Below are 23,347 nucleotides of genomic sequence, written 5' to 3'. Positions count from 1 at the left end.
AGGACTCAGGACGCGGTCACTTGCCGAAGGCCATCAAGGTCTTCGTCTCCTTCTCCTCCGCGTCGTTGCTGGCGCTGACGCGGCCACTCGCGATGAAGAACCGGCCGTCCGCGTACACCATCTTGGCGGAGTAGAAGGAGTTCTCGATCTCAGCGGTCGAGGCCGGGTGCTGCAGCAGCACCTTCGGCGCGCCACCCGTCGGCGCGATCGTGGCGACCGCACCGCCCTTGTCGTACGACGCTTCCTTGTAGACGAGTACGCTCCCGTCCTGCATGCCCAGCGGCGTCATCGAAGTGTCGCCGCCCGCGGGCGAACGCCACTTGGGCTTGCCGGTGTCGAGATTGAACGCGACGACCTCGTTGGCCCCGCCCGCCCGGGCCGGCTCGGTCGACATGTAGAACGTGCTCGCGTCGGCGGCGACGCCGGTGCAGCCCTCGAGGTTCTGGCCGAAGACCACGAACGAACCGCCGCAACGCGGCTGGAACTTGTCCTTGCCGCCGTCGATCTGCGAGCGCACCGTGCCGTTGTCCTTCAGCGCGACGATGGACCACTTCTTCGGCTCACGCTGCGTCAGGGAGATGACCAGCGGGCTGGCCGAGTAGACCTTGTCGATCTCCCAGCCGACCGGAGCGTTGAATGTCCACTTGGGCTTGCCGGTGGCCGGGTCGACCTCCGACAGCTGCTGCTTGGGCTTGTTGTAGTCCGACGTCGGGCAGCTCGCCGCGGCGATCAGCTTGGGGCCGCCCGCGAAGGCGAACGGCTTGCAGCCCTCGCTCGGGCCCTTGAAGAGCTGCTTGCCGTCGGCCATCGAGAAGCCGTAGGAGTTGCCGCTGCCCCCCGCCGCGAGGGTGTTGCCGCTGATCGACAGAGTGAAGTCGGAGAGCGAGCTGAAGGCGCCACTGGCCTTGGGAATCGGCTTCTTCCAGCCCGCCTTGCCGGTCTTGAGGTCGATCATCTGCAGATTGAGGCACTTGGACTTCTCGGTGAGACCGTCCTTGACCCCCACGACGATCTTGCCGTCGGCGGAGGTCTGCGCGGGCGCGGAGCAGATCTCGGCGCCGAGCGGCAGACTCCACTTCTTCTTGCCGTCGGTCGCCGAGTAGCCGACGACCTCCTTGTACATGCCCTTGACGACGGTGTCGCCGACGACCCACGGGCCGAACACATCGGCGCCGTTGCGCGGCAGGTCGACATCGTTCTTCGTCAGGAACAGGACCTTCGCCTCGCCCGGCTTGCGCCCGGCGTTGAGGTCGTCGTCGGTCTGACGGCCGTCGCCGCTGCCGTCGCCCTGGTCGACGGACACCGAGCCCGTCGGCTTGGGGTCGTCGCTCTTGCTGACGTTCTGCTTGTCGTCCTTCTCGTCGTCACCGCCGCTGACGGCGAGGTAGGTGCCGCCGCCGATCACCAGCAGCGCGGCGACGGCCGCGCCGACGACGACGCCGGGCTTGCCCTTGAAGAAGCCGCCGATGCCACCGCCGCCCCCACCGGGCGGGGTGGGCGCGCCGGGGTACTGCGGCTGGGTCGGGTAGCCGCCGTAGGGACCCGGCTGCTGGTTGTACGGGCCGGGCTGCTGGTTGTACGGACCCGGCTGGCCGGGGGCCTGCTGCGGGTAGCCGTAACCCGGCTGGGCGGGCGGCTGTTGCGGGTAGCCGTAGCCGGGCGCCCCGGGAGGAGTCGCGGGCGGCGGCCCCTGCGGGGCGGGCGGCATCTGCGGCGGCTGCGCGGGCGGCTGAGGAGCGCCGAAGCCTCCCTGTGGCGGCTGGTTCGGCGGCTGCGGCGGCTGGTTCGGCGGCTGTGTCATGAGTGTTTACCTCTGGAAATGGGGAGATGGGAGAAGGAGTTGGGCTGTCCGAACGACTCAGAACGCGGTCACTTGCCGAAGGCCATCAGTGTTGTCGTCTCCCTCTCCCTGGCATCGTCGAGCCCGGTGATCCTGGTAGCGGTGAGGAAGAACCGGCCGTCCGCATACACCGTCCGCGGTTCGCTGAAGCCGGCCTCGATCTCGGCGGTCGACAGCGGGTGCTTCAGCACGGCTTTCGGTGCACCGCCCGCCGGCGCGACGGTCGCGACCGCGCCACCCAGGCTGAAGGTCGGGGCGATGTAGACCACGACGCTGCCGTTCTCCACGGTGACCGGCATCATCGTGCGGTCGAGTCCCGCCGTTGAACGCCACTTGGGCTTGCCAGTGTCCAGGCTGAAGGCCACGACCTCGTTGGTCTCGGCCGGCTCCGTGGCCAGATAGAGGGTGGACGCGTCCGCGGCGACGCCGGTGCACCACCCCTGGATGTCCCCGCGGAAGGCGATGGTCGAACTGGTGCAGCGCGGCTCGAACTTGTCCTTGCCGACCTGGAGCTGCGAGCGCAGCTTTCCGCTGTCCGTAAGGGAGATGACCCGCCGTTTGACGTTGTCGAGGGACTCGTTGATCTGCAGCCTGATGGAGACGACGACCGGGCTGACCGAGTAGACCTTCTCGACCTCCCAGTCGGAGGGGAGCGCGTACGTCCACCTGGCCTTGCCGGTGGCCGGGTCGACCTCCTGGATCTCCTGCTTGAAGTTCTCCGCGTCGCTGGTGGGGCAGCTCGCGGCGGCGATCAGCCTGGTGCCGCCCGCGAAACCGTGGGGCAGGCAGCGGGAGGACGCCGTCCTTGCCGTCACCGCTGAGCGCGAACCAGGTACCGCCGCCGAGCACCAGCAGGCCCGCGACCGCCGCGCCGATGATGGCTCCGGGCCTGCCCGTGAAGAAGCCGGAGCCACCGCCGGGCGGGGTGGGTCCGCCCGCGTACTGCGGCTGGGTCGAGTAGCCGCTGTACGGCCCCGGCTGCTGACCGTACGGACCGGGCGGCTGGTTGTACGGGCCGGGCTGCGCGGGCGGCATCTGCGGAGGCTGGGCAGGCGGTTGCGGAAACCCGTGCTGCGAGCCCTGGGAAACGCCAAAGCCACCCTGCGGCTGTTGCTGGCCGGGCGGCTGAGTCATCGGTACGTCCCCCTTGGTGCGGCCCACTGCCTGAGCCGGTCTCCCCCGCTGTTCCGGCGAGCGTTTGCTCCGAGAAGGAGCGATTCGGACATGGACTGCGCTGTTTCAGGTCAGTCGAGCGGAGCTTCTTTCTATCACTCGGCCATGCTCGAACAAGGGGCCGGTCCACCCCTGTTCCCAAGGGAGGACCGGCCCGTGATGCGGTTGTTACGCGCTCTGCACCGCTCCTTTACGCGTCCTCGGCGAGTTCGAGCCAGCGCATTTCCAACTCGTCGCGCTCGCCGATCAGTTCACGCAGCTCCGCATCCAGTTTCGCCACTTTCCCGAAGTCCGTGGCGTTATCGGCGATTTGGGCGTGCAGATTGGTCTCCCGGTCGGAGATCTTGTTCAGCTGCCGCTCGATCTTCTGCAGTTCCTTCTTCGCCGCGCGGGCGTCGCCCGCGGACTTGGCCGCCGGCTTCTCCACCGCGGCGGAGGCGGGCGCCGGCGTCGGCACGGCGGCCTCGATCATCCGCTGCCTGCGCTCCAGATACTCGTCGATACCGCGCGGCAGCATCCGCAGTGTGGCGTCGCCGAGCAGCGCGAACGTCCTGTCCGTCGTCCGCTCGATGAAGAAGCGGTCGTGCGAGATGACGACCATCGAACCCGGCCAGCCGTCGAGGAGGTCCTCGAGCTGGGTCAGCGTCTCGATGTCGAGGTCGTTGGTGGGCTCGTCGAGGAAGAGGACGTTCGGCTCGTCCATCAGCAGCCGCAGAATCTGCAGCCTGCGCCGCTCACCGCCGGAGAGGTCACCCACAGGCGTCCACTGCTTGTCCTTGGTGAAGCCGAACTGCTCGCACAGCTGACCCGCGGTCATCTCACGGCCCTTGCCGAGGTCGACCCGGTCGCGTACCTGCTGCACGGCCTCGAGTACCCGCAGGGCCGGGTCGAGTTCGCCGACCTCCTGGGAGAGGTAGGCCAGCTTCACGGTCTTGCCGACGATGACGCGGCCGCCGGCGGGCTGCTTGTCGCCGTCGCTGCGGGCCGCCTCCGCCAGGGCGCGCAGCAGCGAGGTCTTGCCGGCGCCGTTCACGCCGACGAGGCCGATACGGTCGCCGGGGCCGAGCTGCCAGGTGAGGTGCTTCAGCAGCACCTTCGGGCCTGCCTGGACGGTCACGTCCTCCAGGTCGAAGACGGTCTTGCCGAGGCGGGCGTTGGCGAACTTCATCAGCTCGGAGGTGTCGCGCGGCGGCGGCACATCGGCGATCAGCTCGTTCGCGGCCTCGATGCGGTAGCGCGGCTTGGAGGTACGGGCGGGGGCTCCGCGCCGCAGCCAGGCGAGCTCCTTGCGCATCAGGTTCTGCCGCTTGGCCTCCTCCGTCGCCGCGATGCGCTCGCGTTCGGCGCGCGCGAAGACGTAGTCGCTGTAGCCACCCTCGTACTCGTGCACCGCTCCGCGCTGGACGTCCCACATCCGCGTGCAGACCTGGTCGAGGAACCAGCGGTCGTGGGTGACGCAGACGAGCGCCGAGCGGCGCGCCTGCAGATGCTTCGCCAGCCAGGCGATGCCCTCCACGTCGAGGTGGTTGGTGGGCTCGTCGAGGACGATCAGGTCCTGCTCGGCGATGAGCAGCTTGGCGAGCGCGATCCGGCGGCGCTCACCGCCGGAGAGCGGCCCGATGACCGTGTCCAGACCCTGTTCGAAGCCCGGCAGGTGCAGGTCGCCGAAGAGCCCGGTGAGTACGTCACGGATCTTGGCGTTGCCCGCCCACTCGTGGTCGGCCATGTCACCGATGACCTCGTGCCGGACGGTGGCCTCGGGGTCGAGCGAGTCGTGCTGGGTGAGCACCCCGAGCCGCAGCCCGCCGCTCTGGGTGACCCGTCCGGTGTCGGGCTCCTCCAGCTTGGCGAGCATCCGGATGAGGGTGGTCTTGCCGTCGCCGTTGCGGCCGACGACGCCGATGCGGTCCCCCTCGGACACGCCGAGGGAGATCCTGTCGAGCAGGGCACGTGTTCCGTACACCTTGCTGACTGCCTCGACATTGACGAGGTTGACGGCCATTTCACTCCTGGGACGGGGGATGGATCGACGTCCAGGGTAGTCGCCCGGCCGGACCTGTTTCCGGCAGCCGAGGATCGCCGGGTTCCGGCGGCCCGTGGACGACCTGTGGCCCGTTTTCGGCCAACGTTCAGCGCCTTCCTGTCGCGAGCAACCAGGACACCCCTGCCCAACTCTCACAGGCCGCACAGGTCGTACCGGGCCACACCTGAGGGAGCGGGCACATCGGGGGCGTGTCCGGCCGGTTCGGCCGTGGGCTCTGACCAGTCCGATGCCGTCGTGGCACTCGCAGACGAGGAACCGATGACCAGACATCCCATATCCTCTGGTACCCGCCTACGCCGTACAGCGGCCGTCGCCGTGGCACTCGCCGCGGTCGCTGCCGCGACCGGGGCCGCTCCGGTCGCCGGAGCGGCGCCGACGACCACCGCACCCAAGCTCAAGCTGATCGCCGCCGCCGACTCCGTGACACTCGACCGCTATGAGGGCGAGCCCGGGGTCAATCTGGACCTCGGGACGTACCTCACCGTCGACGGGGGGCCGCTGGAGTTCAAGGTCACGCGCCCGTCCTACAAGAAGCCCGTGACCGCCGCGCAGATCATCCACGAGGGGAAGAAGACGCGGACCAAGCCCCTTCCGGCGGGTCTGGTGAAGGACTTCTCCGGCCTGCCGGGCTTCCTCAAGGTGACGATCAGCAAGGCGTCCGGCGCGAAGGTGCTGGACACCACCCAGGCGTTCTGCCCGAACAGCGCCGCCGGCCGGATCCGGCCGGACGCCCCGGCCACCTCGAAGTACCCCGAGGAATGCCCCAGGAACCCCTTCACGCTCGGCTCCGTGTGGGGTGTCGAGAAGGGCTGGGCGGCCAACACCAGCCGGGGCCGCGAATCCGCCCCGGCCGATCTGCCTCCCGGCGAGTACACCGCCAAGGTCTCCGTGGCGAAGACCTACCGCGACCTGTTCGGCATGGCGAACGAACAGAAGACGATCAAGGTGAAGGTACGGAAAGTCACCGAGGGCGGGGGCGGGCCGGCGGCCTCGCGCTCGGCGCACTCGGCGATGGCCGGGCACTCCGCGCACGGCTCGGGGCACGGCGCCGATCACGGCGCCGCGGCGTCGGGCCACGCGAGCCACTACGGCGTCGACGGACGCGGTGCGGACGCCCCCGCCCCGCCCGCGCTGTCGCACGCTCTGCAGGACCGCGGCACGGCGACGCACCTGGGAGACGGGCCCGGACACACCGACGGCTCCCGGAACGCGCCCGCGCTGCAGCCCAACGCCCACCGCCCGACCGGCCGGGCGAGCGTGCCCAACGTGCCCAAGCCCGACCTGCGTTCGCTCCCGGCATGGGACATCGCCATCTCCGACGGCGAGGACGGGGACGTCCCCGGCAAGGACTATCTGGCCTTCAGCGCCAACGTCTGGAACGCGGGCCCCGCGCCACTGGTCGTCGACGGCTTCCGCAGCCCCGGCAAGAACCTGATGGACGCCTACCAGTACTTCTACGACGCCAACGGCAAGCAGATCGGGTACACGCCCACGGGCGCCATGGAGTGGGACCCGCGAGTGGGCCACGAACACTGGCACTTCAAGGACTTCGCCAGCTACCGCCTGCTCAGCGCCAACCAGGCCGAGATCGTGCGCAGCGGCAAGGAGGCCTTCTGCCTGGCCAACACCGACGCCATCGACTACACGGTGAAGAACGCCAACTGGCACCCGAACAACACGGATCTGTCGACCGCCTGCGGCGAGCAGAACTCGGTGTCCGTGCGCGAAGTCCTCGACGTCGGTTCCGGCGACACGTACACCCAGTACCGTCCCGGCCAGTCCTTCGACGTCACCGACCTGCCGAACGGCACCTACTACATCCAGGTGATCGCCAACCCCGAACACCGCCTCCAGGAGACGAACCTGAAGAACAACGTCGCGCTCCGCAAGGTCGTACTGGGCGGTAAGCCCGGTGCCCGCACGGTGAAGGTGCCTCCGCACGATCTGATCAGCGCTCCCTGATCCGGGGCCCGGTCGCAGCCCTGCCCATAGCCGGGCCGCGACCGGGCACACCCTTGAGCCCGGCTCCCGGGAAGCGGCTCCCGGGAAAGGGTCGTAGGAAGAGGCGGCTGCTAGGAAGCGGTCCGGCGGCCTCTGCCCGCCGTCTCGACCAGCAGCCAGCCGATGAGCGCCATGGCGACGGCGACGGGCGCGGTGACCCGTACGGCGACCAGCATCGCGGACCTGCCCTCCAGCATGCCGCCGAAGCCGACCATCGACAGACCGAGCACGCCGAACAGGCAGAGCGTGATCCCGAGGGCGGCGGCGGGCCCCGATCCGCCCTTTCCGGCGGCTCCGGGGGCCGCGGTCACCGGCCGCTCGAAGGTGCGGAAGGCAGCGACGAGCAGCGCGGTCACCACGGCGGCCACCGCGATACGGACGGGGACCTGCGCCCACCAGGCGCCGGAGGCGGGGGCGGGCAGCGGTATGCCGAGGGCGAGCATCGCGCCGTACACACCGAGCATCGCGGTGAGATGCCACAGGAACGCGGTCATCGCGATGCCGTTGGCGGCGACGACGGCCCGCCAGACCCTGGCCCGCTGCACAAAGCGTGTACCGGGCGTACGGAGCAGCTCCACCGCGCCGACCAGCCACAGTCCGTGGAAGAGGAGCGCGAGGGTCGGCGGGGCCATGTTGGAGACCTTCTCGCCGGGCATCCCGACCATGCTCAGGGGGTACGGGCCGAACGCGACCAGCCCCGCGGCACCGACGAGTCCGGCGGCCGCGAGCGCGGAGGGCATCCGGATCCGGCCGTCGGCACGGAGGAAGCCGAGCTGGTGGACGGCGAGCCAGACGAAGGCGAAGTTCAGGAACTCGACGAAGGGCACCCCGCCGAGGAAGCGCAGCACGTCCACGAGCGCGGCACCGGCGACGAGCGCGCCGAAGACGCCCCAGCCGTACCGCTCGTGCAGCTTCAGCAGCGGCGGCGTGAAGGCGACCATCGCCAGGTAGATACCGATGAACCAGAGTGGCTGGGCGACGAGCCGCAACGCTACGCCGATCAACCCGGTCGAGTCACTGCCACTGCCACTGCCACTGCCACTGCCGAGAAGCTGGACGATCAGTGCGGCCGCGCCCCAGACCAGGATGAAGACCATGGTGGGCCGCAGCAGCCGCTGCAGCCGGGCCCTCAGGAAGGCGGCGTAGACGGAGCCGTCGGTCTTCCGGGCGAGGGAGCGGTACGAGAGGGCGTGCGAGAAGCCGCCGACGAAGAAGAACACCGGCATGATCTGCAGGCCCCAGGTGAGCAGCTGCAGCTCGGGCACGACGGCGAGGAGATTCCCGACGCCGTCCCCGGTGACGACGGCCATCAGCCAGTGCCCGAGCACGACGGTCCCCAGCGAGGCGACCCGCAACAGGTCGATGTACCGGTCCCGGGTCCCGGGCGTGGCAGCGGCGAGCTCACGAACGCTTGATCCCATGCGAGTACGGTGCCGCGGGGGCGCGGGGGCTGGTGAGGGCGCTCGTACTCAACCGGGATCTGAGTACCTCCACCCACCCACCCGTCCTCGCACGCGGGGGTTTCGGGGCAGGGGGTTTGCGGGGCAGGGGTTTGCGGGGCAGGGGGTCCGGGCGTGGCCCTCAGGCCCCGACCACCGTCGCACCCCTCGCCGGGGACGGCGCCACCCGTGCCGTACGGCACGTGCCCGAGGACAGGAGCGCCTGTGCCACACCCCGCGCCGCGTCCTCGTCCTTCGTCAGGAACGCCGTCGTCGGGCCCGAGCCCGAGACCAGGGACGCCAGTGCGCCCGCCGCCGTGCCCGCCGCGAGGGTGGCGGACAGCGAAGGGCGCAGCGAGAGCGCCGCGGGCTGCAGGTCGTTGGCGAGCGCGCCCGCCAGCGCCGTCGCGTCGCCCGTGCGCAGGGCTTCGAGCAGCGTGGGGGACGCGATCGGCTCGGGGACGGCGATGCCTTCGTTGAGGCGGTCGAACTCTCCGTACACCGCCGGCGTCGACAGGCCGCCGTCCGCCACCGCGAACACCCAGTGGAAGTCCCCGCCGACCTCCAGCTCGGTCAGCTGCTCGCCGCGGCCGGTGCCCAGCGCCGCGCCGCCCACCAGGCTGAACGGCACATCGCTGCCCAACTCGGCGCAGATCGAGAGGAGTTCGGAGCGCGACGAGCCAAGACCCCACAGCGCGTCGCACGCCAGCAGTGCACCCGCGCCGTCCGCGCTGCCACCCGCCATGCCGCCCGCGACCGGGATGTCCTTGGCGATGTGTATGTGAACGTCCGGGGACAGTCCGTGGCGGGCCGCGAGCAGTTCGGCCGCGCGCGCCGCCAAGTTCGTACGGTCCAGGGGGACTTGATGCGCGTCCGGGCCCGAGCACGTGATCGTCAGCGACTCGGCCGGGGTCACCGTGACCTCGTCGTACAGGCCGACCGCCAGGAAGACATTCGCGAGGTCGTGGAAGCCGTCGGGCCGCGCTCCGCCCACCGCCAGCTGGACGTTCACCTTCGCCGGGACCCGTACCGTGACGCTCACGCCTTGGCCTCCGCGATCCGTGCGAACTCCTCGACCGTCAGAGCTTCCCCGCGCGCCTGCGGGGAGATCCCGGCCCCGACCAGCGCCGCCTCCGCCGCGGCCGGCGATCCGGCCCAGCCCGCCAGCGCCGCCCGCAGCGTCTTACGGCGCTGCGCGAACGCCGCGTCGACCACCGCGAAGACCTCCGCCTTCGAGGCCGTTGTCTTCAGCGGTTCGGTGCGGCGAACCAGGGACACGAGGCCCGAGTCCACATTCGGGGCCGGCCAGAAGACGTTCCGGCCGATCGAGCCCGCCCGCTTCACCTCCGCGTACCAGTTCGCCTTCACCGAAGGCACTCCGTACACCTTGTTGCCCGGCTTGGCCGCGAGCCGGTCCGCGACCTCCGCCTGGACCATCACCAGCGTCCGCTCGATCGTCGGGAAGCGGTCCAGCATGGTGAGGAGGACCGGCACGGCGACGTTGTACGGGAGGTTGGCGACCAGCGCGGTCGGCGGCGGTCCCGGCAGCTCCTCGACGAGCATCGCGTCGGAGTGGACCAGCGAGAAGCGGTCGGCGCGCGACGGCATCCGGGCCGCGATCGTCGACGGCAGCGCACCCGCCAGCACATCGTCGATCTCGACGGCGACGACCCGGTCCGCTGCCTCCAACAGCGCCAGGGTCAGCGACCCGAGCCCGGGGCCGACCTCGACGACGACGTCGTCCTCCCGCACCCCGGCGGTCCGTACGATCCGGCGGACCGTATTGGCGTCGATGACGAAGTTCTGGCCGCGCTGCTTGGTGGGGCGTACGCCCAGCGCTGCGGCCAGTTCACGGATGTCGGCGGGGCCGAGGAGTGCGTCGGGCTCAGTGGTGCTCACCGATACAGCCTACGGCCGCAGTGCGGCCACGGACTCGCCCCCCTTTGCACGAAGAGCTTCTTCGCCCGGTACGTCTGCTCCGCCGCGGACGCGTCCTGCGGCCGCCCGCCGCCGCCCAGCGCATGCCAGGTCTGGGTGTCGAACTGGTACAGCCCGCCGTAGGCGCCCGACGGATCGACCGCCCCCGGCCGCCCGCCGGACTCGCATTGCGCGAGAGCGCCCCAGTTCATCCCGTCCGCGCCCGCCACGGAGTCCGGCAGCCGCCTGGTGCCCACCTTCACCTGCTGGGCGACCGGCTCCCGCACCACCTCCTCGGCGATCTTCTTCGGCTTCTGCAGCACCCCGTTGACCGTCCGCAGGGCGTACGTGACCCGGCGCGCACCCGGCCGCCCCGGACGTGCGACGACCTCGGTGCCCGCGGCCAGCGAGGGGTCCCCGGTCTTCTCGGTCTCGAAGTCGATCGGCTCCTCGCGGACCGCCTTGGCGCCGGTGATCCGCGTGACGCTGATCGTCTGGCCGTCACGCGGAAAGCTGGTGAGCGGCACGGAGGTGGTGTCCTGCCCGTGCAGCGCGATGCCCACCTCCTCCAGCGTCTCGCGCACACTCGCCGCGTTCGTACGGATGGTGCGCTCGCTCCCGTCGGCCATCAAGGTCACGGTGCGCTCGGTGCGTACATCCAGCGCGAGGCCCGTGCGGGAGATCGCCGAGGAGCGGGAGGCGGACAGATACGCACCGTCGGCCCGCACTCCGAGCTGACGCAGCGCGCCGTCGACCGTGCGGGCGGTGGTCCACACCCGGCGACGCCGGCCGTCGAGGGTGAGCATCACGGGCCGGCCGTAGCGGACGATGACCTGGTCGCCGCTGGCGAGGGCCGCGCCGGGGGCCGGGGCGATGATGTCGTGCCCGGTGATGTCGAGGCCCTCGTCCTCGAGGAGCTCCTGAACATCGTCGGCGAAGGTGTGCATGGTGCGCGGTACGCCGTCGACGCTGACCTGTACCGCCTTGTCGTTGGCGACGAAGGCCGAGGTGCCGCCGGCCAGGAAGGCGACGACGAGGGCCTGCGGGACGAGCCGGCGGAGGGTGCCGGGCTTCTCCACGGTCCTGCGGCGGCGGGCGGCGCGACGGGCTTCGGCGCGGCCACCCGCCCTGGCGGGGGCGTCCATGGCCGGCACGGCAGCACCCGGGCTCCGGCTCGGCAGCGACGACGCGGGCGCTTCGTACAACGGCGGCTCGGGCACGTCGTACGGCATGGGCTCGGGCACGTCGTACGGCGGCGGCGGTTCGGGCGCTTCGTAGAACGGCTCGGGCACGTCGTACGACACCTCGGCCGGCTCGTACGGCATCGGCTCGGTCGCTTCGTAGAACGGCTCGGGCACGTCGTACGGCATCGGCTCGGGCGCCTCGTAAAACGGCTCGGGCGCCTCGTACGGCTCCGCTGTCCTGGCGGTGGCGCGGCGACGGCCGCGCCCTCTTCGGTCACTGCCCTGCGAATTGCTCACGACGCTCCGTAGGTCCGGTCCGGTCCGCGCGATGGCGTTGCAGGGCCGGGACACTAGCGAAGCTGTGGTCACTCTCCAAAGCGGCTCGACTACGCAGAGTGGTGACATTTTCCGCGCCGAGCCCGCCGCCGGAGCCGGCGGCACTCTCCGAGTTAACCCTCAGTAATCAAATGCGCGAGCCGTATTGGCCGAGATCGCCGCGGCCAGCGTGTCCTCGTCGAGGCCTTTCACCGCCGCCATCGCGCGCAGCGTGACCGGAATGAGATAGGGCGCATTGGGCCGACCGCGGTACGGCGCCGGTGTGAGAAACGGTGCATCCGTTTCGACGAGTACGAGCTCCGCCGGGGCGACGGCGAGCGCGTCCCGCAGCGGCTGCGCGTTCTTGAAGGTCACATTGCCGGCGAAGGACATGAAATAGCCTGCGGCCGCACACACTTCGGCCATTTCCGCGTCACCCGAATAGCAGTGGAAGACGGTGCGTTCGGGGGCGCCCTCCTCCGCGAGAATCCGCAGGACATCGGCGTGCGCCTCGCGGTCGTGGATGACCAGCGCCTTGCCGTGCCGTTTGGCGATCTCGATATGGGCCCGGAAGGAGCGTTCCTGGGCGGCCATGCCCTCGGGGCCCGTACGGAAGGAGTCCAGGCCGGTCTCGCCGACCGCGCGCACCTGCGGGAGTGCGGCCATTCGGTCGATCTCGGTGAGCGCGTCGTCCAGCGCGCTGTCGCCGCCCGCCTCCCGCACACCCTGCCGCGACCAGCCATCGGGGTCGCCGTGCACGATGCGTGGCGCCTCATTGGGGTGCAGGGCGACGGCTGCGTGCACGCTGTCGTGCGCGGCGGCCGTCTCCGCGGCCCAGCGGGAGCCCTTGATGTCGCAGCCCACCTGGACCACCGCAGTCACGCCGACGGCCGCGGCCCTCGCCAGTGCCTCCTCGACCGTGCCCTCCTGCATGTCCAGGTGGGTGTGCGAATCGGTGACCGGCACGCCGAGCGGTGCGGGCAGCGGCGGTGGTGCGGACTTCGAACTCATGGGCGCGATCCTACGAGGCTCGCGCCCTGCGTCTCACTCCCGGTGGAACAGCCTCACTTGCGGTGGAACGGGTGCAGGAGGTCGGAGAGGTGCCAGTGGTGAGGTTCCGTCGGCTGGGCCTGCTCGGCGCCCGCCACTTCGGGCACCGCCCTCTCCGCCGACTCCCTCTCCACCGACTCGCGCTCCACGGGCGCCGCGGCGGCGGCCGGGACGGACTTCTTCTCAGCGGGTGGCGACATCAGGTTCCGTACCGAGGAGACCTGTCCGGACCGCATGATCCGTACGACATGTCCGCCGCAGTTGATGCAGTTCGGGCTCGAGAGCGGGGACGGCACTCGCGCGCCCGCGGCCTTATAGACAACGAATTCCTGGCCGTTGGTGTCGACGTGGTGCTCTATCTCGTAGGACTGCTCCCAGCCGTGCCCGCAGCGCATGCAGGCGAAGGCATACGCCTCGTGGACCTTGGCGGTGCCTGTGATCTCACTCATGCCAGCTCCTCTCCACTGACCCAGTGGACGCCCATACCGGCGGGAGCGCATCAGCGCCTGTCGATTAATGGTCTGGTTTTTGGCGTTCCCATGCAGAAAAGGTCAGGACACGGTCTACCCTTTGCCTTTTACGATAGTCCTTTACCGTCCGCAGGGACCGGCCGATCCGCATTCTTTGCCGCCACCACGGCATCGAAGACCTCGCGCTTGGGAAGCCCCGCGTCAGCGGCGACCGCCGCAATGGCCTCCTTGCGCCGTTCGCCTGCCTCCTCGCGCACCCGCACCCTGCGCACCAGCTCGGCCGGGTCGAGATCCCCGGGCCCCGACTCGGGCGCACCCTCGACGACGACAGTGATCTCGCCACGTACGCCCTCGGCCGCCCAGGCCGCCAGCTCACCGAGACCGCCGCGCTTGACCTCCTCGTACGTCTTCGTCAGCTCGCGGCAGACGGCGGCCCGGCGCTCGGCGCCGAAGACCTCGGCCATCGCGGCGAGGGTGTCGTCGAGCCGGTGCGGGGCCTCGAAGTAGACGAGAGTGCGCCGCTCGTTCTCGACCTCGCGCAGCCGGCCGAGCCGCTCGCCCGCCTTGCGCGGCAGAAAACCCTCGAAGCAGAAGCGGTCCACGGGCAGCCCGGACAGGGCCAGCGCGGTCAGTACGGCGGACGGACCCGGCACCGCAGTGACCTTGATGTCCTGCTCGACAGCGGCGGCGACCAGCCGGTAACCGGGGTCGGAGACGGACGGCATGCCGGCATCGGTCACCAGCAGCACCCGGGAGCCGCCGGTCAGCGCCTCGACCAGCTCCGGCGTACGGGCGGACTCATTGCCCTCGAAGTACGACACGACGCGCCCCTGCGTGTGCACGCCGAGCGCCTGGGTGAGCCTGCGCAGTCGCCGGGTGTCCTCCGCGGCCACGATGTCGGCGCGCTCCAGCTCGGCGGCGAGCCGGGGCGGTGCGTCGGCGACATCACCGATGGGGGTCCCTGCGAGTACCAGCACGCCTGTCGGGGGTCCGGGGGTCGTCCCCCGGGAGAGCACAGTTGTCACATACGCCATCCTCGCAGGACCGGACGTACGACTCGCACAGTCGCGTTCCCTACGATGGCGCGGTGACCAGTACCGCGCCACAGACCCAGCAGGGCAAGGACGCCGATCAGCAGCCACCCGGCTGGCAGCAGCGGCTGCGCAGATTCGGCTACGTGCCCCGGCCCGTGATCGGGCTGCGCGAACGCCTGGTGCCGCCCTACACGAGCCCCTCCGAGCGGCTGTGGCCGGTCTTCGGCATCCCGCCGTCGGTCGTGAACCCGCTGCTGCGCTGGGCGGCATGGGGCGGGCCGCTGCTGGTGGCGCTGGTCGCGGGCGTGCTGCGGTTCTGGAACCTCGGCAGGCCGAAGGCGGTGATATTCGACGAGACGTACTACGCGAAGGACGCCTGGGCCCTGATCAATCAGGGGTACGAGGGCAGCTGGCCGAAGGATGTCGACAAGCTGATCCTCAAGGATCCGTCGAGCGTCCCGATCCCGACCGACCCCGGCTATGTGGTGCATCCGCCGGTCGGCAAGTGGGTCATCGGCCTCGGCGAGCACTTCTTCGGGTTCACGCCCTTCGGCTGGCGCTTCATGGTCTTCGTGCTCGGCACGCTGTCGGTGCTGATGCTCTGCCGGATCGGCCGGCGGCTGTTCCGCTCGACGTTCCTGGGTTGCCTGGCGGGTGCGCTGCTCGCCGTGGACGGACTGCACTTCGTGATGAGCCGCACGGCGCTGCTCGACCAGGTGCTGATGTTCTTCGTGCTGGCCGCCTTCGGCTGCCTGGTCGTCGACCGGGACCGGGCGCGGCAACGGCTCGCGGCGGCGCTGCCGACGGACGAGGAGGGCGTGCTGCGCCCGGATGCGACGGTCGCGGAGACGCTGCGCCTCGGCTGGCGTCCATGGCGGCTGGCTGCGGGCCTGATGCTGGGCCTGGCCGCCGGCACCAAGTGGAACGGCCTGTATGTGATGGTCGCGTTCTGCCTGATGACCGTCCTGTGGGACGTGGGCGCCCGCCGGACGGCGGGCGCGGTGCACCCGTACCAGACGGTGCTGAGGAAGGACGTGGTGCCGGCCTTCGTCTCGACGGTGCCGGTCGCGATCGCGACGTACATCGCGTCCTGGACCGGCTGGATCGTCACGGACAAGGGCTACTTCAGGAACTGGGCCCGGACGGATGGCAAGGGCGGCAGCTGGACCTGGCTGCCGGACTGGCTGCGCAGCCTGTGGCACTACGAGAACGAGGTCTACGAGTTCCACGTCAATCTGACCTCCGGCCACACGTACCAGTCGAACCCGTGGAGCTGGATCGTGCTGGGCCGCCCGGTCTCGTACTTCTACGAGGACCCGAACGCGGGCACCGGGGGCTGCCCGCCGGACGCCGGGGACAAGTGCGCCCGGGAGGTACTGGCGCTCGGCACACCACTGCTGTGGTGGGCGGCCTGCTTCGCGATCTGCTACATCCTGTGGCGCTGGCTGTTCCGCCGGGACTGGCGCGCGGGCGCGATCGCCTGCGGCATCGCGGCGGGCTGGGTGCCGTGGTTCTTCTACCAGGAACGCACGATCTTCCTGTTCTACGCGGTGGTGTTCGTGCCGTTCCTGTGTCTGGCGGTCGCGATGATGATCGGCGCGATCCTCGGTCCACCGGGCTCGGACGAACGCAGGAGGGCGATCGGAGCGATCGGCGCGGGGGTGCTGGTGCTGCTGATCATCTGGAACTTCATCTACTTCTATCCGCTGTACACGGGCAGACCGATCCCGGTGGAGGACTGGCGCAACCGGATGTGGCTGGACACCTGGGTGTAGCAGGAACGGTGGCGGGCGCTCACATCTTTTGTGCCCGCCGTGGTCGTCGCCGGCTTGCTGGTCGTGTCCGGTCACCCTTCGACAGCGAGCCGAACTCGGTTGGCAGATCGGTCCGCGGCGCGACGACCCGAGCGGAACTACCGGCCCTGCACCCGAAATCGGTTGGCTGTACGTGTGGCCTGGCCTGATACTCCGGCATGAGCAGAATCGCGCAGGTCATCGTGTTGGCGATGGACGCGGACGAGGTCATGGAACCGCTGACTCGGCCTGACGAGTCGCGTACCTGGCGGGGTCAGTTCGAGCCTCTCGACCTCTTCGTCGGCGGGTGGGTCATCGAGTTCGACCGGATGAGGCCGCGCTCCGGACTGCTGAAGCACCTGGAGTCGCTTCCGTGGCCCGACCCCCGGAAGGTGCAGGTGCTGATCCATGACGAGGAGGACGACTGCTTCGGCCTGTGGATACTTTACGACGGCGCACTGGTCGAGGTACCACTCCCGCACACCCAGCGGTTCTACGATCCGGCGCCGCCGACCGATGGCCACCCGCCGAGCCCGGGCTATCTGTGGCGGACGGACGCAGGCAGCACCGTGCCGGCACGCCTCTCGGCAGAACGCCAAGATCCGCGATCGGCCTGGTAGCGAAAGAGCCGTTCCAGCTGCCGCAACGGTGACCGAACTGCCGAAGCTGTGGGAGAGACACAGCTCGTCGGCATACTCCTGCACGGCTCCAACTGCGGGAGCAAGGCCCTACAGGCGCAAGGTGGTGATAGGCGGGGGGAATCAACGATCACCCATCAGCAGCGGACGACCCTTGCGCGGCCTCGTCGCCTTCGGCGCGGAACTCGTCCAGCAGATCGAAGAACATCTCCATCGCGGGCCTGCCTGCCGCCTCCGCCGCACGCTCGATCTCGACCGCCCAGCCCAGCGCACTGGAATACGACATGCCCAGCCGCTTCCACAACCACTCGGCGAAGGGGCCGGTACGCCAGAAGTCGAACTGCTCCTCGACACCGTGAACCTGCAAGGCGACCCAATACCCGGTCAGCATGGAGTCCAGATGCTGCAGCGAGCTACGACGGACCCACATCCCCGGGCGCAGCCGCACCTCCTCCAGGAGGTCGTACACGCCCTGAAAATCAGCGACGGGTCTTGGTGCCCGGCCGACCTTCCCCACCTCTGTCATCCCCGCACCCTACTGACCGGCACCACGACCAACCGAGAGCAGGGAGAGGGCAGTTGAGAGGTCAGCACCGGGAGGCGTACGACACGAAGTCCGTCCAGGCCGCGGCCCTGACGGTGAACTGCGGGCCCTGGGCGTCCTTGGAGTCGCGGACGTGCACCGTGCCCGGGGTGGTCGCCACCTCGATGCACTCGCTGCCACTGCTGCTGTCGCTGTAACTGCTCTTGAACCAGTCCAGCTTGGAGGCATCCCCGGCAGAAGTCTTGCGGATCATGTTTCTCCCAGCACTTGCTCGATGAAGGCCAGAGACTCCCGTGGGGTGAGAGCCTGGGCGCGGATCATGCCATAGCGCAGCTCAAGGATTCGGAGGTGCCTCGGATCCGAGACAGGGCGGGCCGCAAACGCTCCCTCGGACCTGCCCACGGCCGTACCGTCTCCGAACTTCAGCACCTCGATCACGCCGTCGATCCCGGCGTGGATCTCACGGTCGGTCGGCATTACCTGGAGCGAGACGTTACGCAACTTGCCCACCTCCAACAGACGTTCGAGCTGTTGGCGCCACACCATTGTGCCTCCGATCGGGCGGCGCATCGTCACCTCCTCCTGGACGAAACTGAGTGAAGGAGGAGGCACCCGGTCGAAGATCGACCGCCGGGCCATGCGTGCGACCACTCCGCGCTCCACCTCGTCCTGCGGGTAGGCCGGCTGCCGCATCTCGAACAGGGCTCTCGCGTACGCCTCCGTCTGCAGTAACCCGTGGACGCTGTGATTGGCATACACCCCGATCTCGACCGCCCGCGCTTCCATGCGCGCCAGGTCCCGCACCTTCTTCGGGTACCGAACCTCCGCCACGTCCTTCTTCATCGCGGCGATCAGACCGCCCGCGCCCAGCACCTCGTCCGCCCTGTCCAGATACTCCTGGCGCGGAATCCGCTTGCCCGCCTCGACCTTGTAGACCAGGTCCTCCCCGTACCCGATCGCCACCCCGAACTCGGCCGCCCGCATCCCCGCCGCCTCGCGGCGCAGCCGCAGTTGGCGCCCCACCGTCGCGACGACCGCCGCGCCCGACTCGTCCTCCGGGTCAACCTCCCAACCGGGCTCGTCCGCTTCGCCCCTGGGCCGCTCTGTGCCGTCCGCCTGCCCCCGCACCCGTGCCACCTCCGCCCGTACCGCCGTATCCGGACGCCCCTACCCGTACGCCCTCTCCGGACAGCCCGGACAGCGCCGGACAAGCTCCCGACAGTCACCGTACGCATTCCTCGCCCGCCTGCTCACCGGTGCGCACCTGAGCGACTGGGACCTGCCGTACGGGGTTGTCGCGAACGCCGAACACCTCGTCGCCGAGCTCGCCGCGAACGCGGCCACGCACGGCCGACTGCCCGGCCGGGACTTCCTCCTCGACCTCCGTACGACGGAAGGCGACAGCGCGCTCCGGATCGAGGTGACCGACACGCGGGGTGATCGCCTCCCGAGCCTTCACGCCCAACCGCCCTCCTCGGACAGCGAGTCAGGGCGCGGGCTGCTGCTCGTCGAGGCGCTGGCCGATCGCTGGGGCGTCACACCGGGGCCCGTCCCGCGCAAGACGGTGTGGGCCGAGCTGGACCTCGTGCCGGAAAGTTCGGGGCGTCCGAGATGACGCCAGCGCCGCCGCCGTACGGCACGCCTTGACCGCCGGTCTCCCGCCCGACGGCGTGCGCCGCGGAACCGGGAGACTGCCGCGCCTGCCGGACCTCGCACACCGAAAGCCGGACTGATCCCGCCCTGGTCGTCGCGGCTCCCGGCCCGATCGTCGCGGTCCGATAACGGCCACCGCCCCCGTCACTCCTGTCCCGTAGAGTGCACGCGATGCATCTTCTTGAACACGCTTTCCAATAGGCACAGTCAAGGAGATGTGCTCCTGGGGGAGGGGACCGCAGCAATGCGCAGTGGAGCAAGAGTCGCCGTGGTCGGCGGCGTGTTTCTGGTGGTCGCCGGTGGCGTGGGCTACGGCGGCTACAACCTGTACAGCGGGCTGACCGGCAATGGCGGCAAGAGCGGGACCGACGCCAAGACCGCGTCGGCGCCGAGGAAGACCGGGCCGCCCAGCGCGGACGAGATCAGCGAGACCGCCAAGGACTTCCTGGCGGCGTGGGCCGGGGGCAACGCTCCGGAAGCGGCGCAGTTGACCAACAACGCCGCCGAAGCCGAGCCGTTGCTCGCCGGGTACCGCGATCAGGCGCGTGTCTCCGCCGCCGTGATCACTCCCGGTACGCCGGTCGGCGCGAAGGTGCCGTTCACCGTCAAGGCGACGGTGACGTTCGAGGGGCAGAGCAAGCCCTGGTCGTACGCCTCCGAGCTGACCGTGGTGCGGGGGCAGACCACCGGCAGGCCGCTCGTCGACTGGGCGCCGACCGTGGTTCACCCAAAGCTGACGAAGGGCACCAGTCTCAAGACGGACCAGGCCTCGGCCCCGCCGATCAAGGCCGTCGACAGCCGTGACCGGGAGCTGACGAAGGAGAAGTACCCGTCGCTCGGGCCCGTCCTGGACAGCCTGCGCAAGAAGTACGGCAAGGACGCGGGCGGCACCGCCGGTGTGGAGCTGGTCATCTCGTCCGCGAACGCCTCCACGCCCGACCAGACCCTGCTGACCCTGACCAAGGGCAAAGAGGGCAAGCTCACCACCACCTTGGACGCGGATGTGCAGGCAGCCGCCGAGCAGGCGGTGAAGAAGTACGCGCAGGCTTCGGTCGTCGCGGTGAAACCGAGTACGGGTGAGATCCGGGCGATCGCCAACAACCCGGCGAGCGGCTTCAACGCGGCGGTGCAGGGCGCGCAGGCGCCCGGATCCACGATGAAGATCGTGAGCGCGACGATGTTGATGGACAACGGAATCGTCCGGGGCCCCGGCGCCAAGGTGGAGTGTCCGCAGACCGTTTCGTGGGAGGGCGTGACGTTCGAGAATCTCAAGAAGTTCGAGATCAAGAACGGCACTCTCAAGGACAGCTTCCGCCGCTCCTGCAACACCGCCTTCATCAAGGCGATCAAGCCCCTCACCGAGAAGAACATCGCCGGCACCGCGCTGGGCGAGACCGCACGCAAGTACTTCGGCATCGGCCTCGACTGGCAGACGGGCATCGCCACCGTCGACGGCAGTGTGCCCGAGTCGGCGGGTGCGGAGACCGCGGCCTCGTACATCGGACAGGGCAAGGTCACGATGAACGCGCTCAACATGGCGTCCATCACCGCCACCGCGAAGAGCGGCGGCTTCCACCAGCCGGTGATCGTCCCGCAGGCCCTCGACCACCGTGAACTGGCCACCGCGCAGCCACTGCCCGGCTCCATCGCGAGGGCGCTGCGCGAGATGATGAGCGCCACCGCGCAGTACGGCACGGGCCAGGCCGCGATGGCCGGGGTCCGCGGCGAGAAGGGCGCCAAGACCGGCTCGGCGGAAGTCGACGGTCAGGGCAAGTCCAACAGCTGGTTCACCGGATACGCCGACGATCTGGCGGCGGCCGCGGTCGTACAGTCCGGCGGGCACGGCGGCGACGCGGCAGGCCCGGTGGTCGCCTCGGTGCTGCAGGCCCGCTGATCCGCCGTCCGACGAGAGAACAGGCGGCCTGATCCGCCGGCCGACCGGAAAAGCAGCTCGCATGGCCCGTACAGCTACCGCTAGCGTGCGGGCCATGAGCACTCACCACACCGACGCGCACCCCCGTTTCGCCGAGGCTCTGCGCGAGCTGGGACTCGAGGTCCCGGTCCGTCGCTTCCCCGACGCGACCCGCACCGCCGCCGAAGCGGCCGCCGCGATCGGCTGTGACGTCAGCGAGATCGTCAAGTCGCTGATCTTCGAGGCGGATGGAGTGCCGGTCCTGGTGCTGATGGACGGCTCCTCTCGGGTGGACGTCGAGCGCGTACGGGAGGAGCTGGGCGCCGAGTCCGTCAAGCGCGCGAACGCCGATCTCGTCCGGGAGACCACCGGCTACGCGATCGGCGGCGTACCGCCCTTCGGGCACGCCACCAGGACCCGGGTGCTGGCCGACCGCGCCCTGCTCGACCACGACGTGGTGTGGGCAGCGGCCGGGACCCCGCACGCGGTCTTCCCGCTCGATCCCAAGACGCTGATCGCGCACGCGGGCGGCGCGGTCGTGGACGTGCGCGAGCGCACGGCGTGACGGTTCTCGTCGCCACGGCGGTCCTGATAGCCGCGGTCACGCATGCCTCGTGGAATGCCCTCGCCCACACCATCAGAGATCAGCTGGTCGCCTTCACACTGATCGCCGGCGGCGGCACGGTGATCGGGGCCGTGCTCGCCTGCTTCTCCCCGCTGCCCGAGGCCGCCGCCTGGCCGTATCTGATCGCCTCCGCGCTGCTCCACATCGGCTACCAGGCTCTGCTGATGCGGTCGTTCACTCTGGGCGACTTTGGCCAGATGTATCCCATCGCCCGGGGTACCGCGCCGCTGGTGGTGACCGTACTCGCGGCGCTGTTCGTCGGCGAGAGCCTCAACGGCTGGCAGTTGGCGGGCGTGGCGATCGCCTCGGCGGGACTGGTGGGCGTGGCCCTGTGGGGCATCAGGGGCTCGGAGGCCCATCCGCACTGGCCGGCGCTGCTGGCCGCGCTGGCGACCGGTCTGTCCATCGCCGCGTACACGGTGGTCGACGGTGTCGGCGTACGCGCCTCGGGCACGCCCCTCGGCTATATCGCCTGGCTGATGATCCTGGAGGGGGCGCTGATCCCGGCATACACGCTGTACGTCCACCGGGGCGGCCTGCTCGCCCAGCTGCGCCCGTACGCGGCCCGCGGGCTCCTCGGCGCACTGCTTTCGGTATCGGCCTACGGACTGGTGCTGTGGGCGCAGACCAAGGCGCCGCTCGCTCCGATCGCGGCACTGCGCGAGTCGTCGATCATCGTGGGCGCGGCAATCGGGGCGGTGTTCTTCAAGGAGAAGTTCGGCGGTCCGAGGATCGCGGCGGCGGGGCTGATGGTGGTGGGCATCGGTCTGATGCTGCGGGCGAGTTGACGATCACCGAACCGCGCGGGGTGTTCCCCTCCCAGACGTTCGAGTTCTCCAGTAGGCCACGGCCTCCGCGCCGAAGCCGGCCACAACGAACAAGCCGAGTCATCCAGGTGGATCCGGAGAACCCCGGGTCGGCAGCGGTCGCGCGACGGTCGGGCTTCAGCTACGACAAACAAGTTCCGGATGCGGACGGCAACCGATTCGACTGGTACGTCTGCGGCCTGTCCGACGGACCTGATCAGCAGGTCAAGTGACTTCCTTGCGTCCGGAGTGTTGTCCTGCAGAACGAGTTCTGCGTCGCGGCCGGTTCGGCGTAACAGCTCAGTCGCCCTCGACGGCCTGCATGAAGGCCGTGTTCACCGCGAGCAGTCCGCCGTCCAGCACCGCAATGTGATCGGCGGCAGTGTTGGCTCCGGAGTTGCCGGGCCGCAGTCGGCCGGACACGGCCTCGCCGGTGTTCGCGAGAAAAACACAGCAGCGGATGGAAGCCGAAGCCGCCCTCATAGGTCGGTGCGGCCTGTTCCTTTTCCGAGTGGCCGGTGACCAGCGTGGCGTCGAGGTCCAGGACCAGCCCGGGCAGAATGCGTCCCGCGGCCCGGGCTGCGGGAGTGCCCTCGCCTTGCTCGGCGCCCTGCAGCCAGGCGACCTTCCGGGCTTGGGCACGGGCCGAGCGCAGAGAGGACAGCGCCCTCTCATCGGTGTCGGCGAGCAGCCGCCAAGCCGTCGGTGTCGAGGCGACCGAACCGAACACCCCTGCCTAGTCCCGCTGTACGGCCAGATCCGCAAGGGCCTCGCCGCCATCGGCGAACATCACCGCCAGGTCGGTGGCGATCCGGCCCGGATCATGCCCGGTCCCGCGCGGGTGCGCCGGCCCGGCTTCCCGCGAGTGCGTCAGCCGTGTGCGGGGACTGCGCAAGCGGTTCCTCGGTT

General features: G+C 69.9%; 21 protein-coding genes and 1 pseudogene. 8 read left to right on the top strand and 14 right to left on the bottom strand.

The features are described 5' to 3' along the window. Positions 1–16: 16 nt before the first annotated feature. Both ACFWDI_RS01710 and ACFWDI_RS01705 read right to left on the bottom strand, forming a co-directional pair. On the bottom strand, positions 17–1,801 hold the full coding sequence (locus tag ACFWDI_RS01710) for a PQQ-binding-like beta-propeller repeat protein (RefSeq protein WP_385300695.1): 1,785 nt from the start codon (positions 1,799–1,801) through the stop codon (positions 17–19). 68 nt (positions 1,802–1,869) lie between these two features. After that, positions 1,870–2,655, bottom strand: coding sequence for a hypothetical protein (locus ACFWDI_RS01705; RefSeq protein WP_385300694.1), 786 nt, complete (start codon positions 2,653–2,655; stop codon positions 1,870–1,872). Here ACFWDI_RS01705 and ACFWDI_RS01700 point away from each other — a divergent pair. Beyond that, positions 2,646–2,801: a hypothetical protein gene (locus ACFWDI_RS01700; RefSeq protein WP_385300693.1), complete on the top strand. Its 156-nt coding sequence runs from the start codon at positions 2,646–2,648 to the stop codon at positions 2,799–2,801. The two genes, ACFWDI_RS01705 and ACFWDI_RS01700, sit on opposite strands and share 10 nt — an antisense overlap. A 402-nt stretch (positions 2,802–3,203) precedes the next feature. On the opposite strand, the gene ACFWDI_RS01695 is transcribed toward ACFWDI_RS01700, so the two are convergent. Beyond that, a complete protein-coding gene (locus tag ACFWDI_RS01695; protein WP_385300692.1) occupies positions 3,204–5,015 on the bottom strand; it encodes an ABC-F family ATP-binding cassette domain-containing protein in 1,812 nt (603 codons plus the stop codon). A 300-nt stretch (positions 5,016–5,315) separates the two neighbouring features. Here ACFWDI_RS01695 and ACFWDI_RS01690 point away from each other — a divergent pair, with 300 nt between their 5' ends. Then, positions 5,316–7,019 (top strand): lysyl oxidase family protein, encoded by a 1,704-nt coding sequence (locus ACFWDI_RS01690; RefSeq protein WP_385300691.1) that lies wholly within the window; start codon positions 5,316–5,318, stop codon positions 7,017–7,019. A 110-nt stretch (positions 7,020–7,129) separates the two neighbouring features. Here ACFWDI_RS01690 and ACFWDI_RS01685 read toward each other — a convergent pair whose 3' ends face one another. The 7 genes from ACFWDI_RS01685 to rsmI form a co-directional block, all read right to left on the bottom strand. Next, a complete protein-coding gene (locus ACFWDI_RS01685; RefSeq protein WP_385300690.1) occupies positions 7,130–8,479 on the bottom strand; it encodes an acyltransferase in 1,350 nt (449 codons plus the stop codon). A gap of 160 nt (positions 8,480–8,639) precedes the next feature. Then, positions 8,640–9,539: a 4-(cytidine 5'-diphospho)-2-C-methyl-D-erythritol kinase gene (locus tag ACFWDI_RS01680; protein WP_385300689.1), complete on the bottom strand. Its 900-nt coding sequence runs from the start codon at positions 9,537–9,539 to the stop codon at positions 8,640–8,642. After that, entirely contained in the window at positions 9,536–10,396 is an 861-nt protein-coding gene (gene rsmA, locus ACFWDI_RS01675) for a 16S rRNA (adenine(1518)-N(6)/adenine(1519)-N(6))-dimethyltransferase RsmA (protein ID WP_385300688.1), read from the bottom strand. The genes ACFWDI_RS01680 and rsmA overlap by 4 nt, the downstream gene beginning before the upstream one ends. Beyond that, positions 10,393–11,784 (bottom strand): ubiquitin-like domain-containing protein, encoded by a 1,392-nt coding sequence (locus ACFWDI_RS01670; protein ID WP_385300833.1) that lies wholly within the window; start codon positions 11,782–11,784, stop codon positions 10,393–10,395. Before ACFWDI_RS01670 ends, rsmA begins: the two co-directional genes overlap by 4 nt. A gap of 270 nt (positions 11,785–12,054) precedes the next feature. Further along, positions 12,055–12,924, bottom strand: a complete 870-nt coding sequence (locus tag ACFWDI_RS01665; protein WP_385300686.1) for a TatD family hydrolase — start codon at positions 12,922–12,924, stop codon at positions 12,055–12,057. Between the two features lie 53 nt (positions 12,925–12,977). Then, complete coding sequence (locus ACFWDI_RS01660; protein ID WP_385300685.1) at positions 12,978–13,412, bottom strand: hypothetical protein; 435 nt, start codon at positions 13,410–13,412, stop codon at positions 12,978–12,980. A gap of 128 nt (positions 13,413–13,540) precedes the next feature. Continuing rightward, positions 13,541–14,458, bottom strand: a complete 918-nt coding sequence (gene rsmI / locus ACFWDI_RS01655) for a 16S rRNA (cytidine(1402)-2'-O)-methyltransferase (RefSeq protein WP_385300684.1) — start codon at positions 14,456–14,458, stop codon at positions 13,541–13,543. A 62-nt stretch (positions 14,459–14,520) separates the two neighbouring features. Between rsmI and ACFWDI_RS01650 the strand changes: the two genes are divergently transcribed. Both ACFWDI_RS01650 and ACFWDI_RS01645 read left to right on the top strand, forming a co-directional pair. After that, positions 14,521–16,242: a dolichyl-phosphate-mannose--protein mannosyltransferase gene (locus tag ACFWDI_RS01650; RefSeq protein WP_385300683.1), complete on the top strand. Its 1,722-nt coding sequence runs from the start codon at positions 14,521–14,523 to the stop codon at positions 16,240–16,242. A 197-nt stretch (positions 16,243–16,439) separates the two neighbouring features. Further along, positions 16,440–16,880 carry a hypothetical protein gene (locus ACFWDI_RS01645; RefSeq protein WP_385300682.1) on the top strand — a complete coding sequence of 147 codons (441 nt, stop codon included), beginning with the start codon at positions 16,440–16,442 and terminating at the stop codon, positions 16,878–16,880. A gap of 148 nt (positions 16,881–17,028) precedes the next feature. Here ACFWDI_RS01645 and ACFWDI_RS01640 read toward each other — a convergent pair whose 3' ends face one another. From ACFWDI_RS01640 to ACFWDI_RS01630, 3 genes are all read right to left on the bottom strand, one after another. After that, complete coding sequence (locus ACFWDI_RS01640; protein ID WP_385300681.1) at positions 17,029–17,424, bottom strand: hypothetical protein; 396 nt, start codon at positions 17,422–17,424, stop codon at positions 17,029–17,031. 61 nt (positions 17,425–17,485) lie between these two features. Next, positions 17,486–17,695, bottom strand: coding sequence for a DUF397 domain-containing protein (locus tag ACFWDI_RS01635; RefSeq protein WP_385300680.1), 210 nt, complete (start codon positions 17,693–17,695; stop codon positions 17,486–17,488). Further along, positions 17,692–18,570 carry a helix-turn-helix domain-containing protein gene (locus tag ACFWDI_RS01630; RefSeq protein WP_385300679.1) on the bottom strand — a complete coding sequence of 293 codons (879 nt, stop codon included), beginning with the start codon at positions 18,568–18,570 and terminating at the stop codon, positions 17,692–17,694. The genes ACFWDI_RS01635 and ACFWDI_RS01630 overlap by 4 nt, the downstream gene beginning before the upstream one ends. Positions 18,571–18,688: 118 nt before the next feature. Between ACFWDI_RS01630 and ACFWDI_RS01625 the strand changes: the two genes are divergently transcribed. The 4 genes from ACFWDI_RS01625 (at position 18,689) to ACFWDI_RS01610 (ending at position 22,420) form a co-directional block, all read left to right on the top strand. Beyond that, positions 18,689–19,057, top strand: a complete 369-nt coding sequence (locus ACFWDI_RS01625; protein WP_385300832.1) for an ATP-binding protein — start codon at positions 18,689–18,691, stop codon at positions 19,055–19,057. A gap of 282 nt (positions 19,058–19,339) precedes the next feature. Beyond that, positions 19,340–20,989: a penicillin-binding transpeptidase domain-containing protein gene (locus ACFWDI_RS01620; RefSeq protein ID WP_385300678.1), complete on the top strand. Its 1,650-nt coding sequence runs from the start codon at positions 19,340–19,342 to the stop codon at positions 20,987–20,989. A gap of 94 nt (positions 20,990–21,083) precedes the next feature. Then, positions 21,084–21,572, top strand: a complete 489-nt coding sequence (locus ACFWDI_RS01615) for a YbaK/EbsC family protein (RefSeq protein ID WP_385300677.1) — start codon at positions 21,084–21,086, stop codon at positions 21,570–21,572. After that, complete coding sequence (locus ACFWDI_RS01610; protein ID WP_385300676.1) at positions 21,569–22,420, top strand: EamA family transporter; 852 nt, start codon at positions 21,569–21,571, stop codon at positions 22,418–22,420. Before ACFWDI_RS01615 ends, ACFWDI_RS01610 begins: the two co-directional genes overlap by 4 nt. A 345-nt stretch (positions 22,421–22,765) precedes the next feature. Here the strand turns inward: ACFWDI_RS01610 and ACFWDI_RS01605 are convergent. Further along, positions 22,766–23,276 (bottom strand): annotated as a pseudogene (locus ACFWDI_RS01605) (transposase); the annotation flags it as partial. Positions 23,277–23,347 lie beyond the last annotated feature (71 nt).

It is taken from the genome of Streptomyces sp. NPDC060064 (genome assembly GCF_042736455.1).
Classification (GTDB): Bacteria; Actinomycetota; Actinomycetes; order Streptomycetales; family Streptomycetaceae; genus Streptomyces.
This window is presented reverse-complemented; position numbering and strand designations above follow the sequence as displayed.

Bases quoted from the DNA above. Each gene is read 5' to 3' on its own strand.
- ACFWDI_RS01710 (WP_385300695.1), bottom strand. From the start codon at position 1,801: ATGACACAGCCGCCGAACCAGCCGCCGCAGCCGCCGAACCAGCCGCCA.
- ACFWDI_RS01695 (WP_385300692.1), bottom strand. From the start codon at position 5,015: ATGGCCGTCAACCTCGTCAATGTCGAGGCAGTCAGCAAGGTGTACGGA.
- ACFWDI_RS01690 (WP_385300691.1), top strand. From the start codon at position 5,316: ATGACCAGACATCCCATATCCTCTGGTACCCGCCTACGCCGTACAGCG.
- ACFWDI_RS01685 (WP_385300690.1), bottom strand. From the start codon at position 8,479: ATGGGATCAAGCGTTCGTGAGCTCGCCGCTGCCACGCCCGGGACCCGG.
- ACFWDI_RS01670 (WP_385300833.1), bottom strand. From the start codon at position 11,784: ATGCCGTACGACGTGCCCGAGCCGTTCTACGAAGCGACCGAGCCGATG.
- ACFWDI_RS01665 (WP_385300686.1), bottom strand. From the start codon at position 12,924: ATGAGTTCGAAGTCCGCACCACCGCCGCTGCCCGCACCGCTCGGCGTG.
- ACFWDI_RS01660 (WP_385300685.1), bottom strand. From the start codon at position 13,412: ATGAGTGAGATCACAGGCACCGCCAAGGTCCACGAGGCGTATGCCTTC.
- ACFWDI_RS01645 (WP_385300682.1), top strand. From the start codon at position 16,440: ATGAGCAGAATCGCGCAGGTCATCGTGTTGGCGATGGACGCGGACGAG.
- ACFWDI_RS01640 (WP_385300681.1), bottom strand. From the start codon at position 17,424: ATGACAGAGGTGGGGAAGGTCGGCCGGGCACCAAGACCCGTCGCTGAT.
- ACFWDI_RS01635 (WP_385300680.1), bottom strand. From the start codon at position 17,695: ATGATCCGCAAGACTTCTGCCGGGGATGCCTCCAAGCTGGACTGGTTC.
- ACFWDI_RS01620 (WP_385300678.1), top strand. From the start codon at position 19,340: ATGCGCAGTGGAGCAAGAGTCGCCGTGGTCGGCGGCGTGTTTCTGGTG.
- ACFWDI_RS01615 (WP_385300677.1), top strand. From the start codon at position 21,084: ATGAGCACTCACCACACCGACGCGCACCCCCGTTTCGCCGAGGCTCTG.